The 17,303-nt window shown below is 47.0% G+C and carries 10 protein-coding genes; 3 read left to right on the top strand and 7 right to left on the bottom strand.

What is annotated here, in order from left to right; all coding sequences use genetic code 11:
• Positions 1-79: 79 nt before the first annotated feature.
• Complete coding sequence (locus ACOJS8_RS13980) at positions 80-3,145, top strand: PD-(D/E)XK nuclease family protein (RefSeq protein WP_420149161.1); 3,066 nt, start codon at positions 80-82, stop codon at positions 3,143-3,145.
• Positions 3,146-3,494: 349 nt separating this feature from the next.
• Here ACOJS8_RS13980 and ACOJS8_RS13985 read toward each other — a convergent pair whose 3' ends face one another.
• From ACOJS8_RS13985 to ACOJS8_RS14015, 7 genes are all read right to left on the bottom strand, one after another.
• Entirely contained in the window at positions 3,495-4,502 is a 1,008-nt protein-coding gene (locus ACOJS8_RS13985; protein WP_420149162.1) for a cation diffusion facilitator family transporter, read from the bottom strand.
• A 66-nt stretch (positions 4,503-4,568) separates the two neighbouring features.
• A complete protein-coding gene (locus ACOJS8_RS13990; protein WP_420149163.1) occupies positions 4,569-6,002 on the bottom strand; it encodes a TolC family protein in 1,434 nt (477 codons plus the stop codon).
• Positions 5,995-9,198 (bottom strand): efflux RND transporter permease subunit, encoded by a 3,204-nt coding sequence (locus ACOJS8_RS13995; RefSeq protein ID WP_420149164.1) that lies wholly within the window; start codon positions 9,196-9,198, stop codon positions 5,995-5,997. The genes ACOJS8_RS13990 and ACOJS8_RS13995 overlap by 8 nt, the downstream gene beginning before the upstream one ends.
• Before the next feature lie 99 nt (positions 9,199-9,297).
• Positions 9,298-10,380 (bottom strand): efflux RND transporter periplasmic adaptor subunit, encoded by a 1,083-nt coding sequence (locus ACOJS8_RS14000; protein WP_420149165.1) that lies wholly within the window; start codon positions 10,378-10,380, stop codon positions 9,298-9,300.
• 573 nt (positions 10,381-10,953) lie between these two features.
• Positions 10,954-12,771 (bottom strand): M61 family metallopeptidase, encoded by a 1,818-nt coding sequence (locus ACOJS8_RS14005; protein WP_420149166.1) that lies wholly within the window; start codon positions 12,769-12,771, stop codon positions 10,954-10,956.
• A 24-nt stretch (positions 12,772-12,795) separates the two neighbouring features.
• Complete coding sequence (locus ACOJS8_RS14010) at positions 12,796-13,692, bottom strand: alpha/beta hydrolase (protein ID WP_420149167.1); 897 nt, start codon at positions 13,690-13,692, stop codon at positions 12,796-12,798.
• Between the two features lie 21 nt (positions 13,693-13,713).
• A complete protein-coding gene (locus ACOJS8_RS14015) occupies positions 13,714-15,267 on the bottom strand; it encodes a M28 family metallopeptidase (protein ID WP_420149168.1) in 1,554 nt (517 codons plus the stop codon).
• Between the two features lie 229 nt (positions 15,268-15,496).
• On the opposite strand from ACOJS8_RS14015, the gene ACOJS8_RS14020 reads away from it, so the two are divergent.
• On the top strand, positions 15,497-16,045 hold the full coding sequence (locus ACOJS8_RS14020) for an NUDIX domain-containing protein (RefSeq protein WP_420149169.1): 549 nt from the start codon (positions 15,497-15,499) through the stop codon (positions 16,043-16,045).
• Between the two features lie 122 nt (positions 16,046-16,167).
• Positions 16,168-16,806 carry a LysE family translocator gene (locus ACOJS8_RS14025; RefSeq protein WP_420149170.1) on the top strand — a complete coding sequence of 213 codons (639 nt, stop codon included), beginning with the start codon at positions 16,168-16,170 and terminating at the stop codon, positions 16,804-16,806.
• Positions 16,807-17,303 lie beyond the last annotated feature (497 nt).

Consider the following 17,303-nt stretch of genomic DNA (forward strand, 5'->3'; position numbering starts at 1 on the left):
TTAGCTACGGGGACAGTTATCCGGTAATAGTGTGGTGGGGATGTGCTAAATTTGACTAACGATTAATCAGTAATAACGATTGACTTTTCTTCAAAAAACGGCCCAACGTGTTTTCGAAGCTCATGGTCCCAGCCTGAGCGACGTTTGGGTAATTTTGCCGACTCGCCGGGCTGTATCCGTTTTCCTCGACGAGCTGGCTGCGCTTTCCGACCGACCTTTTCTGGCTCCTCACACGTTAGCCGTCGACGATTTTATCACCCAGGCGGCTGGTGTGCAGTTAATTGACTCGGTCAGTCTGCTGTTTGAACTCTACGATGTTTTTAAGGAAATCGACCCGCAGGTTGAGTTCGAACAATTTATCGGATGGGCATCTGTACTGCTGGCTGATTTCGATCGTATTGATCAATATCTGGTTAATACCAACGAACTGTTCAGTTACCTGACAGCTGCTAAAGCACTCGAACGCTGGCAGGTGGATATGCCATCATCGGCCAAACCGATCGTCGAAACGCCCGGTACATTACGTTATTTCAGGCTCTTCGAGAATTTGCAGACAGCCTATAACGCTTTACGTCAGCGGCTGACTGAGCAAGGGCTGGCGTATCGGGGGATGGCCTATCGATTATTAGCCCAGAATGTTGAATCGCTCATTCGGGATAACCTGGCTTATGAACGTATCTATTTTGTAGGTTTCAATGCGCTCAGTCGCGCGGAGGAATATATTATTCGTGTACTGGTTGATGCCCAGAAGGCCGAGCTGGTTTGGGATGCAGACCAGTATTACATCAATGACTGGCGGCAGGAAGCAGGTGAGTTTCTGCGTCGATACAAAGACAACGGCTGGTTTTTCTCGAAACAGAATCACGAAGATTTGTCACAACTGTCTAACAATCTGTTAGGTACTGAGAAGAATATTCGTGTCGTTGGAGTTCCCAATGCCAGTATGCAGACGAAGGTAGCGGGGAAAATTTACAGCGAGTGGCAGAGGGCAGAGAGCAATGGACAGAGAGATAAGGGTCAGGAGAAGGCAACCCTCTCTACCCTTAGCCCTTTGCCCCATGCTGCACGCCAGAAAACCGCCATCGTCCTTGCGGATGAAACGTTGCTGGTACCCGTACTGTATGCGCTGGATGAAAGCGTAACGGATTTGAACGTAACGATGGGCTTATCACTACGTTCGTCGTTGCTGTTTACCCTGATCGATACGTTGTTTGAGATGCAGCGGACGATACACGAATTTCGAACGAAAGACGGACGCGATTTAAAAATTCCGAAGTTTCACCATCGCCACGTAGTAAAGGTGCTGAGTCATCCGTTTGTGAAGCAATATGAGCGGATTCGGAACCTGAAATCGCTGGAAGAAACGCTGGAGTCAGGTGAGGTTTTACCGCCCGAGCCCTTGTTTCAGTGGATGGCGAAAGTAATCGTACGGGATCAGCGCGTTTACCTGACCGAAAAGGAAATTCAGGAATTAGGACAGAACGATCCACTCGTAAGGGTACTATTCTCGCGCTGGCCTGACGAGAATCCGGTGCAAGCCATCCGAACATTCTACGACCTGATTGACCTGCTGCGTGATGTTTATCGAACCAGTCAGGACGCTATTGAAATAGAGTACCTGTATTTGTTCTACACCCTTCTTCGTCAACTCGAGGCAACGTTAGAGCGCGGGGCAGGGGAAAAGGGGGAAGCAGCAAAACCCCATGCCCCGCGCCCCGCCGTCACCATACGCAGTTTTCGGCAGTTTCTATATGAGTTGATTCGGCAGACGAGCATTCCGTTTACAAGTGAAGGCAAAAGCCAGTTGCAGATTATGGGAATGCTCGAAACGCGGGCACTGGACTTTGATCGAGTTATTATTCTGTCGGTCAATGAGGGTGTTTTTCCGCAGTCGAGAAGGCTGAACTCGTTGATACCTTTTGATATAGCGTCCGAACTGAAACTGCCAACGTATCGCGAACAGGAAGCGGTCATGGCCTACCATTTTTACCGGCTGTTGCAACGGGCAAACGATATTGTTCTGCTCTACACTACGTCGACGGATGCGTACGGTAACAGCAAAGGTGAGCCAAGCCGGTTTATTCGGCAGATTGAGCACGAACTGGTGCCCAAGGCCAAGGGGCTCATTCGCATTAGTTACCCAACGGTACGTTTCGGTCAGACAGGGAGCGAAAAAATGGCGGATCTGACCAGGCTGAGTGTGCCAAAAACGCAGGAGATACGTAGTAAACTAATTACGTTGCTCACCACCCGAGGGCTGTATCCGTCTTATCTGAACCAGTTTGTGAGCTGTTCGATGCGGTTTTATTTCAGCCGGATTGTCAACATCAGCGAGGAAGAAGATATTGAAGAAAAAATGGGTGCGGCTGAATTTGGCAGCTGGTTGCATAAGGTCATGGAGCGGCTGGATATCGATTATCGACTAAAAAACCTGCCGATTGATGAGACGATCATCAAAAACCTGCTGGAAGAAGAATTTGCGAAGTCGATGAAAGGTCGGGTTATTGAGTCGGGTATGAATCTGTTACTCTATGAACTGGCTCAAAAACTGATGCTCGACTTTCAGAAGCAACAGAATTCGCTGACGGGCCTAACTGTTATCAGCACGGAGCAGACGCTCGATACCACGCTGGACGTACCTATTGACGGAAATAAAATTATTCATGTGCGGATTGCCGGGAAGATTGACCGTATCGAAAAAATTGGTGATCAAATACGTATCGTTGATTACAAAACAGGGAAGGTTGAGCTGGCGGACAAAACGCCGAAAGATTTGCCGGAGAAATTGCTGAGAGACAGCCGGGAAGATAAGATGCGACAGTTATGGCTGTACAGATATCTGACTATAAAAAACATCCGTGATTATGGAGGACTGCCGCGCGACAGAGCTAAGCGGGATATTTTTCCGGCTAAAGGCTTGCCGGTTGAAGCTGGCTTTTATTCGTTTCGTGATATTTCCGGAGGATTTAAAACGAACCCTGTACGGTTTGGCGATGGCGATGATCCGGACCAATACATTGCCAATTCGGAAGATTTATTGCGCCAGTTAGTTCAACAGATTCTTGATCCAACCCAACCATTTCGTAAAACAGATCAGATCGAAATCTGCCAATACTGCGATTTTAAGGGCATTTGTGGGCGTTGAAACAGTATATGGCCTGGGGTTTGGGGCAGAGGGTAAACAATGTGCTCTCGTTTCATCCTCTGCCCCAAATCCCAGGCCCTATTTCGCTTTGCATAAAAAAGGCTGGTCGTAGCGCGACCAGCCTTTCCTGTTTGAATACAACCTGAATTGAAAAAAGCAATGATGGATACTCCTCTGCTTGAGTAGTAGATGAGTCAAAATTGGTAAATAAAAAGAATTAATACAACTTTTTTGCTAAAAATAATAAATCATCCAATTCTAATGAGTAGAAGCATGGGAATAACAATCTGGACTTGAACGAACAGACATAATTAGGCCGAAGCCGAACAGTAGGAAGGCTATCAGTGTCCTACGTAGCAGGAGTTGATGCTGGCATAAAATGCTTCTGATTGAGCGGCAGATTTTCCGCTGTCCACTCCACATTACGGACAAATGCGGAGCCGCGTACGGGGCAATTAGCAACCCGACAGTAATGGCAGCAAGCTTTTTCGCAGGGGTCGGTATGTACGAAAATCTCGACTTCAGCCTGAAAGCCCTCTTTCAGCGTATCTTCGAAGTGATGGACTTCGTCATGAACTTTATTCAACTCCCAATAATAAGGAAGTGTCAGGTGACAGTCGATGTGAAGATCGGCCCCGTATTTCTGGACGCGCAGGTTATGAACGTCGATCCAGTTGCGATCTTTTCGAGTATTTAACAGATCAACGACCCGGTGAATTGTCGGTACGTCGGCTTCATCCATAAGCCGGGCAATGGATTGGCGCGCAATCGTGAAGCCGTTGTAAATAATAACAAGCGCAATGCCTACCGACAAGGCACTGTCGATCCAATGCTGGCCTGTCAGCCAAACGAGCGCTACGCCAATCATGACAACAACACTGCTAAACGTATCCGTGAGCAAATGCTGACCATCGGCAGTCAGTGCGGCCGAATCCGTCTGTCGACCCTTACGAATTAGCATCCAGCCTACGAAAGCATTCGCAGCGGCTGTTAAGCCAACGAGCGCTACCCCCCAATCGAGGTTACTTAGGGGCTTAGGCTCAAAAAAACTTAGAATGGCCTGCCAGATAATGACCAAACCTGCCGACAGAATCATCGCTCCCTCAAAGCCGGAAGATAGAAATTCGATCTTGCCGTGGCCGTAGGGGTGATTTTGATCGGCAGGCTGGCCCGCTAAATAAATACTGTAGAAAGCAAAGCCGCTGGCTATTACGTTCACAATGGATTCAACCGCATCGGAAAGGATGGCGGTTGAAGAGGTTAAAAAATAAGCTGTGAATTTGAGAATCAGCAGGACAAGGCTTAGTCCCAGCGAGATGCCCATCCAGCGGTATTTCGTTTGTTGACTGGCACTCATGAAGCCCTGCGGATAGCGTACGTAACACAAAGGTAGGGATTCATGCGGGGTTGTTGGTATACAAATCTACTTCCAGCCTCCACCCAGTGCCCGGTACGTATTAACCTGAGCATTCATTTGCTGCATTCTGGTTTCGATAAGCTCCATTCTCGATTCCAGTACGTCGCGTTGCGTCAATAATACTTCCATATAATCAGCTCTGGCCGACGTGAATAACTTAAGCGATATATTGGTCGATTGGGTAAGTGCCTGAACCTGATTGTTCTTCATCGTGTATTTCTGACCCAGGTTATTGATATTAGCCAACTGATTGACCACCTCGATGTACGCATTCAGCACCGTTCGCTCGTAATCATATACCGACTGTATCTGTTTGGCATTGGCGCTTCTGTACGTAGCCGTAATGGCGTTTTTATTCACCAGTGGCCCAACCAAATCGCCTAACAGCGAAGCAAATATCGACTCCGGAAAATTAGCCAAATACATAGGGTTGTAAGCCATTACGCCCAATGAACCGGTGAGACGTAACGAAGGGTAGAAATTGGCCCTTGCTACGTTCACATCCAGCTTGGCCGCTTCCAGTCTCAATTCAGCTTGTCGGACATCAGGTCGATTTTCCAATAGCTGTGAAGGTACACCCGCCTGAATCGGAGAAGGTATCAACGTATTGAAATTCTGGGAATTACGCTGAACCGGTTGCGGAAACCTACCTACCAGAAAGTTGATTCGGTTTTCTGTTTCAATAATCTTCTGCTGAATTTCGTATTGAAGACTTTGCGTTTTAAACACCTCGGCTTCAAACCGACGTACCGCCAGCTCGGTCACTTTGGCCGCTTCTTTCTCCTGCCTTATAATCGATAGGGCATTCGTTAGAATATCGATGTTCTGCCGAATAATACCTAGCTGATTATCCAGCGCCATCAGTTCGTAGTACGAGTTGGCAATTTCCGCTACCAGGTTAGTCACCTGAAAGTTTTTGCCTTCCACAGAAGCCAGATAATTAGCGACTGCCGCTTTCTTGGCATTACGTAGCTTGCGCCAGATATCGACTTCCCAGCTCGCAAAAGCCCCGATATACGTATTGGGTAAAATAGTTGGCGTTGGTTTGCCGGGTTTTATCTCCGACAGCTCATCACTGGCGCCCTTACTGGTGTATCGGGATACTTTCTCGGCACCCGTGCCGCCCCCCAACGTAACGAAGGGTTGATATTCCCCCTGTCTGGCTAGTATCTCGTTGTTGGCAACCTGAATTTCCTGAAACGTAATGTTTAACTCCTGGTTGTTGTGCAAGGCCGTATCAATCAGGGCCGTCAGGAAAGGATCTGTGAAATACTGCCTCCAGACGGTCTTTGCGGTATTGGTGGAGTCCTGCGAGCCGTTATAACTCGCCGGGACATTCCTGTTCTCTGTTTTCTGAACCAGGCGTGGTACGCTGCAGGCAGTGTGGAGTAGGGCAAGAAGCGTTATTCCTGCCCAACTTAAAATTTGTTTATTACTCATTGACTTCACTTTCTTCAGGTTGGGGAAAATGATCTACTGAATGGACAAGATTTTCGGTTAACGAATCATCTTCTTCGCCTTTTATCAGTTTGCGACCATCGGCCAGATGGCCAAAGATGTAATACAGGCCAGGGATGATAACAACCCCGAAAATGGTTCCGAATAACATGCCACCCATAGCCGATGCACCAATGGTCCGGTTCCCGATTGCACCCGCGCCCTTTGCCAGAATCAATGGAATCAATCCGGCAACAAAGGCGAACGAAGTCATCAGAATCGGGCGGAAACGGACCCTGGCTCCTTCAATCGCTGCGTTGAGAATTGTTTCTCCCTGCTGTCGTTTCTGAACCGCAAATTCGACAATCAACACGGCATTCTTACCCAACAGACCAACCAGCATGATAAGCCCAATCTGCGCATAGATGTTGTTCTCCAGCCCCATCAGTTTGAGCAGCAGGAACGAACCGAATATCCCGACTGGCAGGGAGAACAAAACGGCTAACGGAATGATAAAACTTTCGTATTGAGCAGCCAGCACCAGGTAAACAAAGGCTACCACAATCAGAAAAACATAGAGCGTTTCATTGCCCCGAATCGATTCATCGTAGGAAAGTCCTTCAAAAGCGATATCATATCCTTTGGGTAGTGTTTTAGCGGACACTTCCCGAATGGCCTGAATTGCTTCTGCGGTCGTGTATCCTTTGGCCGGAAGCCCCTGAATAGCAGCCGAATTGTATAAATTGAATCGGGTAATTTCATTAGGACCCTGCCCTTTTTTCAACGTCATAAAGGACGAGTAGGGGACCATTTCACCCGCGTCATTTTTAACAAACAACTTTAACAGATCGGTCGGGAGCCGTCTGAAGCTAGGATCAGACTGCACGTATACTTTAAAGAACTGGTTGAATTTGATAAACCCTTGTTCGTACGTACTACCAATCAGAATATTGAGGTTATCCATCGCTTTACCGATAGACACTCCTTTTTGCATGGCCAGGTTATTGTCGATTTCCAGTTCATACTGCGGATAGTTTGCCGCAAAAAAGGTGAACAGGCCGGTAAGCTCTTTACGCTTGCCCAGATTCTCCATGAATTGCTTGTTAACTTTATCGAACTGACTATAGTCTGTATCCGTATTTTTATCCAGCAAGCGCATCGAAAAACCACCCGACGTACCAAAGCCAGGAATGGCTGGTGGCTCGAAGAATTCGACTGTAGCGCCAAGTCCTTTCGATTTCACCTCCAGTTCTTCCATGATTTCCTTTACGTTATGATCGCGCTGCGACCAGGGTTTCAGGTTGATCAGACACGTACCGGCGTTGGAACCGCGTCCTTCGGTCATGATCTCGTAACCAGCCAGTGATGACACCGATTCGATGCCCGGCACTTCTTCACAAATCTTTTGAAGCCGTCGGGAAACCTCATTGGTTTTTTCCAGCGTAGAGCCCGGCGGTGTCTGGATAATGGCATAAATCGTACTCTGGTCTTCATTCGGGATAAAACCGGCGGGCAGAATCTGATTCTCGTAGGCGATTCCCAGACAGAAAGCACCTAACACGATAAACGTAACGACACGCCGGTTGACAATTAATTTCAACAGGCCAACGTAGCGCCCGGTCATTTTATCGAATCCACGGTTAAAACTGTCGATTGCGCGGGTCATCAAACTTTTCTTCCGGGCATGTCCATGATGATTTTTTAACAGCATGGCACACAGAACAGGAGTAAGCGTCAGAGCAATCAAGGCCGAAATCACAATCGAACTGGCCATCGTAATGGAGAATTGACGATAGAACGTACCGACCGGGCCCGACATAAAGGAGATCGGCAGGAATACCGACACCATCACCATTGTAATGGCAATAATCGCTCCGCTAATTTCACCAAGTACTTTTTTAACGGCACCAAAAGGGGTTAGATGTGGCTCTTCCTCCATCTTGGCGTGTACGGCTTCGACCACCACAATCGCATCGTCGACCACAATACCAATAGCCAGTACCAGCGCAAAAAGCGTAATCAAGTTGATGGAAAGCCCAAAGGCCTGAATCACAAAAAACGCTCCAATCAAGGACACCGGAACCGCCAGAATCGGAATCAGGGTAGAACGCCAGTCGCCCAGGAAGATAAACACAACCAGAGCAACCAGAATAAACGCGTCCCGCAACGTATCAATCACCTGCTCAATCGAAGCATCCAGAAATTGCGATACGTCGTAGCTGATTTTATAATCCATTCCCGGAGGGAAGGACGCTTTCATGGCTTCAAGCTTGGTTTTGACTTCTTCGATTACGTCGCTGGCATTACTGCCATAGTTTTGACGTAACACAATAGCGGCCGAAGCATGACCATCCAGGTTGGAATAAATATCGAAGAATTCGCTGCCTAGTTCTACTCTGGCAATGTCCCTCAAGTGAATGCTTTCTCCCTCCGGATTGGCCCGAATAATGATACTTTCGTACTCTTTCGGCTCGCTATACCGGCCTTTATAGGTTAGTACGTATTCCAGCGACTGGGCTGCTATACCGGAGCTTTGACCAATTCGGCCTGGTCGGCCAATAATACTTTGCTCGCCGAGGGCCTTCATTACTTCTTCCGTAGAGATGTTGTAAGCCCGCATGCGGTCAGGATTTAGCCAAACCCGCATCGCATAGCGTCGGCTACCTAATATCTGCGCTCTGGCTATCCCCTTAGTCCGTTGAATTTCAGGGATCATTTTGACCGTAGCGTAGTTGAACAGAAATTTCTCGTCAATACTCTTCGTCTTCGAATAGAGGTTGACGTACATCAACATACTGGGCTGGATGGGGGTGATAATAACCCCTTCACGCTGAACCAGTTCGGGCAGAAGTGGCATAACCTGGTCAACCCTTGTTTTAACCCGGATAACGGCATCGTTCGGGTCTGTACCGGGTTCGAAAATAATCCGAAGGGTGGCCTCGCCCGCACTGGTTGCATCCGTAGCAATATACCGCATATCCTGTACGCCGTTGATGGCCTGCTCCAGCGTAATCAGCGTGGATTTTACCAGTACGTCGGCGCTGGACCCAGGGTAAGCAATGAAAATATTGACCGTTGTAGGGGCTATATCCGGGAATTGAGAAATCGGTAATTTCTTGATAGCCAGTATGCCGATAAAGACGATCATGACCGATATAACAATAGCGAATACGGGCCTTCGTATGAATTTATTGAACATGTTTTCTGGTTTAAATGAATGAGCAATTCAAAATGAATAAGAGGGATCGCTCTCGGCTAACTGACTGATAAATAGTATTTTGTTTTTTACTCCCTTTACTCATTCGGCGTACAGATCCAGGTGCGATATAACCGAAGCCGGCTGTACGAATGTGTAGGCTATCTTTTCGTTCTCCTTTACTTGACGTAAGCCTTCCAGAAGAATTTTGTCCGATGGATTCAACCCACCTTTGACCACGAAAATGTGAGGCAGTTCTGCTGCAATATCGATCTCTCTGGATCGTATTTTGTTGTCTTTATCCACTACATATACGTACTTCTTTTCCAGAACCTCGAAAGTGGCCTTCTGCGGAATGATCATGGCATTTTTGAGCGGTAAGGTCATTTGAATATTACCTGTTTCGCCATGACGTAGCAGCCCGTTCGGATTGGGGAACGTAGCGCGGAAAGCGATGTTGCCGGTTTCGTTGTTGAAATCCGCTTCAATAGTTTGTACCACACCCGGATGTGTAAATACCTGATTGTTAGCCATCAACAGGTTTACGTTATTCAGGTTTTCCTGTTGAGCGTGGGTTTTATAGTTCAGATACTCGGCTTCTGGTACGTTGAAATACACCCACATTTTACTGTTGTCTGACAACGTAGTAAGCAAATCGCCTTCGTTGACCAGGCTACCCAGCCGCACCTGAAAATGGTCCATAATCCCGTCGAAAGGAGCCCGTACTTCAGTGAATCCAAGATGGACTTTCGCCAGAGACACTTCGGCGTTTGCCTTGTCCAGCTTAGCTTTGGCCAGTGCCAACTCGTTTTTCGAGACAATGTTGCTGTCTGCCAGCGCTTTTGTGTTTTTATACTCGACACCGACGAAGTTGGCTTCTGCTTCGGCTTTCTGCAATTCTGCCTGATACTGTATCGGCAGAATCTGGAACATGAGCTGGCCTTTCTTAACGTGCTGACCTTCGTCTACAAAAATTTTCTGTAGATACCCTTTCTCCAGCGCTCGAAGCTCAATATGCTGAATGGATCGAATCTGGCACACGTACTGATTCGTGATCGTGGTGTCTTTTTTTAACGGACTGGTAACCGAGTATTTAATTTCTTCCTCCTTTTCTTCTTCCTTGTGTGAGCAGCTTGTGCAGTAGAATAAGGCGCACAAACTCATGAGCACGAGACTTCTATTCATGATATTTTTATTTTTTGTTCTCACTACGTGGTATGGCGGATTTATGTGAAGGTTCTGTTTTTCTAATCGAATCATTTCAGGATAGCTCTTACGGGTCGCTCGTTTAGCCCAACGGTAATAGGTACCGGTTTCAATCGGACGACTGAACGAGCTGATGCATATCCGTTACGGAATAAGTAGCAATTTGGCCAAAACGCATGGAGCGCCCTTGGCAGCGCCAGCGCTAACCTGGAACCTGAGAATAAAATCGGGGAGTAATTCCGGCGTTGCATAGATCTGCGTCCGTTTTGCTTTGACACAAATCAACCTTTACCGTATTAAAATGAGGTGAGAAAGAAATTAAAATGTATTAGAAAAGTTTAAATCCTATCCTTCGTAATTCCTAGAATTTCAGGCTTTTTTTAACTCAAATTCGCCTGAAATAGGAGAATTATATGATATTATTTAACATATCGGTTTTTAATATGCATAAACTTTATTGAAAAAGTACTAGATTTTTTTAATCTGTCTGAATAGAATTTTATTCAGGCGCGGTTGAGAACCTACTCGTAGACCTGCGTTAATCCAGGAAGGTCATTTGGTGGGTTTGGCGCCTAGCCAGTTATCGCGAAACTTTTGCATTTCCGGCGTGAGCGACAACCCTGCGGTTTCGTACAACTGAACGGACAAACCCGGGTTTTCGATGAGAGATACTGGCGCCGTCCTAGATTCGCCCCGATGTATATAAGCAACCTGAATAACATCACCGGGCTTGTGTTGGGTCAGCCTGTTCTGGACGTCGGAAACGGACGTAACGGGTTGACCGTCAACGGCTGTGATAATGTCGTCAATATCTAAACCGGCCTTGTAAATTGGAGTTTCCCGGACCGTATTGGCTACAATCGTCAATCCCTTATCGGTTTCTGAATAGCGGACGTTACCGAGCCAGGCTTTGCCTTCCTGCGCCTTTTTTAAGGCCAATCCAGCCTTGGTCAGTAGGGAGGCATAATCAATTGCTTCGTGGCCATAAACGTATTTACTGAAAAAAGATCGGGCGAACTCAGACGTAGTAATCTGAGTCAGAACGGTTTGTAATCCATCAACCGTATAGGGCTGTTCCGTCTTGCCGAAACGCTTCCAGACGGCTTGCATATACGTATCAAGGGATTGATTGCGCTGGCGTAATTCCAGATCCAGCGCCAGTGCTACGGCTGCTCCATACGTGTAGTAAGACGTGAACATGTTGGCGTAATTCGACCGGTCGACGGAGGAGCCTGCATCCACAAAAACGGCATGACAGCTTGCGTCGATGGGGGAGTAATACGTACCACCGGGAGTTAATTGTTTCCCCGATATAATTCCCGTCAGTGTATTCATGTAATCGGGAACAGCCGTCAAACCTGCTCGTGTAAGCAGCAATTCCCCATAATATTGCGTAAACCCTTCAGCAAACCAGAGTTCATAGCTCATGTTGCTTTTCTCGAAGTTGAACGGTTCCAGCGTTTTCGGGCGAATCCGTTCGACGTTCCAGCAGTGAAAAAACTCGTGTGCAAATACGCCCAGTACATGCTCCGGCCCCGTGAAGGCAATCGGGACGGTAATCATGGTTGAGTTTCGGTGTTCCATACCATCGCCCCGAACGTACGGGTTCAGGCTGGCCAGGAACGTGTAGCTGCCATAGTCATACGTCGGAAATTCGCCATAAACGGCTTTTGCCTGATCGACGATGCAGGTTATCTTCTTCGCGAAGTTGTCCGCTGTGGAGTCTGCAACGGCTGCTTCCAGTGCTAGCCGGAACGTAACGGGCTTGCCATCGGTATTCGTTCGCTTCCATTCCTTAATGTTTAGCTTTCCGATCTTCGTGGGCGAGTCCATGAAATACTGGAGACCTGGTGCTGTGAACGTAAACCGGTCGGCCGTAGGCACCAACTGAGTAGCAATAACGCCCGCATTTTCGCCTGGCAGATTGAATTTAACTTCGATAGGCCGCTGATCGAAACCCTTGATCCATATGAACGTAGCGGGCATATTTAAGTGAATACTCTGTGGATCGATGCCCATATACGTACCGTCCGGATAATTCCCGAAAAGTGTATAACTCAGCTTGATGGTCCCCTTATGCTTTGGTACGGTATACACATCGCCGTCGGTACGTGTAACGGCTAGGGGTCGATTCTGCTCATCGGAGGCCTTTACGTTATACACATTCTTCCCGAATTCATGCGTAGCGTACCGACCCGGCGAAGAACGACTCATCCGAAAAACAGCCGCCTGATTTGGTAATTGCGTAACGGTCAGGGTAATCTGCGCTTCATGATGAATCGCGTTTGGGAAGGCCATTTCGTACCGTATCGTCTGCGCGTGAGCCGAGCTGATAAGTAAAAAGCAAAGAAGGGAAGGGATAATTCTCATACTGATGAAGAACGCTATAAACCATTAACGCTTACTTTTAAAACGCTCGAACGCTTTATAAACCGCTAAATGAAAAATAGTCGCGTGATTTTCATTTGCAAAATACTGGAAATCAGGCATTACTGTACTCCCTTTTTTCACTACGTCGATCAATCGTCTTACGTCTGTTTCCATAATCTTGCCTTCATTTCCTACGCCCACAAAAACGGTTATTTGCTGACGAAAGCTGGGCTCCAGGAAAAGCGGTTTGTGCATAAGCAGTGATTTGTTATCCCACCATAAACTCGGACTAACAATAATGTAGTGATTGAACATGGCTGGCTTTTTGAAAAGAATTTCCGTAGCCAGCAAGCCGCCCAACGATTGACCGATGATTGTTTTTGACGGGTTAGTGCTGTACTTTTTATGGATATACGGCTGTAATTCTTTCTCTAAAAAGGCGATGAACCGATTCGAATGTCCGGTAGTTGGATAATCCTGCTTATCTTTTTCTATTGTGGTTGGATACGTGAAATCCCGTCTCCTGTCAACATTCGCAATGCCAACCACAATCGACTTGGGCAGCCAGTTAACCCAGGAAAAATTCGCAAACTGAACCAAACCCGCAATATGAATGAAATCTTCATCAGCCGAGCCGTCCAGCAAATAAATAACTGGGTAATTCGCAATCGAATCATTTGAATAGCCTTCCGGCAGGTAAATATTCAGGATTCTGGTTTCATTTAATTCGGTCGATTGAATCGAATCAATCCTGCCCAGTACAAACGGCTTCGCTGTATGATTACCAATCGTTTGCCCGAAGGATACGCCCGATAAAGTAATCAGAAGATTAATTAAAAAGATAGAATGTAGTTTTCTTATCATCGCATCGGCGGGCAAATTACGGTGCATCAGAATGAATAAAATTAGGGTTTTATCCATTCTGATGCATACAGTACCAGTTTACCGGGCTGCCTGAGCGGCTGCCGTCTTCCGCGGCAGTTTCTCATCCCGCATGGCCGCATTATACACAAAGCTGGCAACAATTGTAGCGGCTTGTTTCAGGTCGTCGGGGAGCAGATGATCGTACGTATCCATGTTGGTGTGGTGAGTGCGTGTGCCGTATTCAATCGGGTCCTGTATGAACTGAAAACCCGGCAGACCAACCCGGTCGAACGAGAGGTGATCGGTGCCGCCTGTGTTTTTGGGCGTTACAGCAATTGCCCCCAAATCGTTGAATGGTTTTAGCCATTGCGTAAAAATAGGCCCAACTGCCTGATTCTCCTGTAGATAAACGCCCCGAATCTTTCCTGTTCCATTATCGAGGTTGAAATAGGCGGCAATGTTATCGCCCTCCTTAGTTAGCTTCTGCGTTGCAGGATCGACGAAATGGTTGGTAACGTAGTTTTTAGACCCGTGCAAACCTTGTTCTTCACCGCTCCAGAGCGCAATACGTATCGTACGGCGTGGTTTCACACCAATCGTTTTCAGGATTCGTACAGCCTCCATCATGACCGAACTGCCCGCGGCATTGTCCGTAGCTCCGGTAGCGGCATGCCAGGAATCGAAGTGAGCGCCCAGCATAACTACTTCGTCTTTCAGTTTCGGATCGGTACCCGGAATTTCCGCCAGTACGTTATAACCTTTGGTGTCGTCCCGATAAAATTTAGTACGTACATCAATATCCAGTTTGACGGGTACGCCCGCTTTCATCAGTCGGCAGAGCGTAAGGTAATCTTCAACGGCTATGTTCAGATCGGCCAGATCGTCGGGCGTAGCGCCCAGCGCTGCATTGGCATAGTCGCCACTAACAAACAACGTACCATCAACACTGTTCTGGGTGGTGTTCAGCATCCCTAACGCGCCTTCCTGCTTGGCCAGCTTACGCATTTTCTGATTGAAGGCGTTCTGCGTACGCATGGCCAGAATCATCCGGCGATACGTAGTGTCGGTACGTTGGCTAACGGTTTCACCGGCCATTTTCTGGAGTGCTTCGTCAGTGTATCGATTCGCATCAGCTTTGAAAGTTGGGGTGATCTTGTAGGATTGATCCAGCAGAATGATCTTGTTTTTCAGCTTATTACGATAACTCTCCAGACCAGTTGTGTCCGATGCACTAATGTAAAGAATCTCGGCGGCCTGTAACTTATTCGTACTGCCACTCCAGGCTCTTGGTACGGCAATGATCGGTTTGTAATAAGGAGCCGTCATGGCCAGATAACAATGCTCAACGCCCCAGCCTGTGCCCCATTCGCCCCAGGCCTCCAGACGGGAATTCTGTAAGCCCCAACTGGTTAGTTTGTCCTTTGCCCAGTTGGCCGCTTTTTTGAACCCCGGTCCCTGCAAACGTGGACCGTTGACATCGGTCAGATAAAAAGCCGTTTCCATGACCTGCGAGCGCTGTAGACCTTCCTCACGAATTTTTTGGATTGTTGCCATATCCAGCTTCTCTTCCTGACCGTACGACAGAACCGTACTGCCAAGCAACAGGCTGGTTATCAGAAGTTTTTCATGCATAGCCTTAACGAATAAAAGAGAATTAGCCCGAATTTACCGATTTATAAGCTTTTACTATTTACTACGTAGCATCTTTCATCCCGACGACTATAAATTCTTGACATTGTGCAATACACAGCAAGTGGAAAGTTTATGGGAATAGCGCAGACCAGTTGAAAAGCCAGAAATACGCGCAATGGATGGGATAAAGGTGATAAATTAGCAGCTTTTATGAAGGAATTTGCCCAGCATGGATACAACAGAAAACCCCTGGCAGACGCTGAACTCATCCGTCAAATATGAAAATCCCTGGCTCTCCATCCGACACGAAGACGTATTGACCCCCGCCGGTACGCCAGGAATTTATGGCGTCGTTAGTTTTAAAAATAAAGCGGTAGGCGTCATTCCAATTGATGCAGACGGCAATACGTATCTTGTTGGACAGTACCGTTATCCGCTGAATGAGTACTCATGGGAAATTCCTGAAGGAGGTTCTCCACTCGGTATCGATCCACTCGAATCGGCCCGGCGCGAATTGAAGGAAGAAACGGGGCTGGAAGCCAGAAAATGGACCAAAATAGCCCGTATTCATACGTCAAATTCGGCTACTGATGAAGAAGGATTTCTTTACATCGCTGAAGACTTGATTCAGGGCGACCATGCCCCGGAGGAAACGGAGGATCTACGGGTCTGGAAGCTGCCATTAGCGGAGGCCGTTGATATGGCTATGACCAGTCGAATTACGGATTCACTTAGCGTAAGTGGCCTTTTAATGGTGGCGCGCCTGCGGGGAATCTAACAGTTATCCGATATATATAGTTGTAGAATTTTAACGTAACAGGTTAGCCGTTGGCCTGCTGTGCTCTTCTACGACTACCTTTACAGCAATAACACGTAGCAACTACATAACTTAACAAATAAGTGTTTTTACCAATTCTGTTCGGTTTTTTATTGGGTGTAGGACTGTGTTTAACGTTCGGAACCGTTTTTTTTGCCCTGATTCAGAATAGCGTCGACAACGGATTTCGTTCAGGATTTAAAATGGTGCTGGGCGTTATTGCCGGTGACATCATCTTCGTTATTGCGGCTCTGATTGGTACGTCGTTTATTCCTCGCGTCCAGGGGTTCGAGAACATTATGGCAACTGTTGGAGTCATATTTCTAGTAGCCTTAGGAATTGTAAACATTGTTAAAGGAACGCCTAAACTGGCTTACCCAAAAACACGCTTCGGCAATTTCGTCTATTACTTCACGACCGGGTTTTTTCTGAACGCACTGAATCCCGTCAATTTTGTGGCTTGGGTAGCCATCGTGGCCTACATCCGCTCGCATCTGCATTATTCAGATGCACAGCAATACGCCTTCATGACTGCCGCGCTGGTAGGAATTTTCGTAACTGAAAACGCACTGGCTTATTATGCCAATCGACTGAAAAGACTCTTTACACCCAAAGTGGTGCTTATCTTCAATCGAATAACGGGGGTTGTTTTTTTAATTGGAGCAGCCAATATCGCCTACAACCGATTGCTTGAACCCTTGTCTAAGGCAATGAACTGGTGAATGGCAGGATGTGATTATTCTTACTTCTACGACACTTCTACAAAAACCTTTAAGCGTTAGTTGAGGCAGTTTTCATATCGTGTAAATTGGCTGTATATCTATTGAGCTTTAGTCTGGCGACAAAAACAATTTTTGATCGTTAATGGCCTAAAACAGTACGTAGTACAACCATCGTATGGTAATATATAACAATGCGGTGGAAATCCAGGCTATCAGTGTCCAGGGACCCGGTAGAAATGAATTTTTCTTACTAGTCATACAGTTACGGCGTTTCAATGAACAGCATACCAAAATAAACAAGTATTATCATGATAAATTACATGTATTGAGTAATTATAACTAAAATTTAATTTGAGTATAAGCGGAGGCCATAAGTCTGATAGAGAGGTAGTTTACGGTTAAAACAAGCAGCCCAGCTAGTTCCCTTGCAGACAAGGCCAATAACTAAACTGGCCTCCCGGAAGCAATCTCCCGAAAGGCCAGTTAGGTTCGTAAAA

This window comes from Spirosoma sp. (assembly GCF_048594605.1).
Classification (GTDB): domain Bacteria; phylum Bacteroidota; class Bacteroidia; order Cytophagales; family Spirosomataceae; genus Spirosoma.

Bases quoted from the DNA above. Each gene is read 5' to 3' on its own strand.
- ACOJS8_RS13985 (WP_420149162.1), bottom strand. From the start codon at position 4,502: ATGAGTGCCAGTCAACAAACGAAATACCGCTGGATGGGCATCTCGCTG.
- ACOJS8_RS13990 (WP_420149163.1), bottom strand. From the start codon at position 6,002: ATGAGTAATAAACAAATTTTAAGTTGGGCAGGAATAACGCTTCTTGCC.
- ACOJS8_RS13995 (WP_420149164.1), bottom strand. From the start codon at position 9,198: ATGTTCAATAAATTCATACGAAGGCCCGTATTCGCTATTGTTATATCG.
- ACOJS8_RS14000 (WP_420149165.1), bottom strand. From the start codon at position 10,380: ATGAATAGAAGTCTCGTGCTCATGAGTTTGTGCGCCTTATTCTACTGC.
- ACOJS8_RS14005 (WP_420149166.1), bottom strand. From the start codon at position 12,771: ATGAGAATTATCCCTTCCCTTCTTTGCTTTTTACTTATCAGCTCGGCT.
- ACOJS8_RS14010 (WP_420149167.1), bottom strand. From the start codon at position 13,692: ATGGATAAAACCCTAATTTTATTCATTCTGATGCACCGTAATTTGCCC.
- ACOJS8_RS14015 (WP_420149168.1), bottom strand. From the start codon at position 15,267: ATGCATGAAAAACTTCTGATAACCAGCCTGTTGCTTGGCAGTACGGTT.
- ACOJS8_RS14020 (WP_420149169.1), top strand. From the start codon at position 15,497: ATGGATACAACAGAAAACCCCTGGCAGACGCTGAACTCATCCGTCAAA.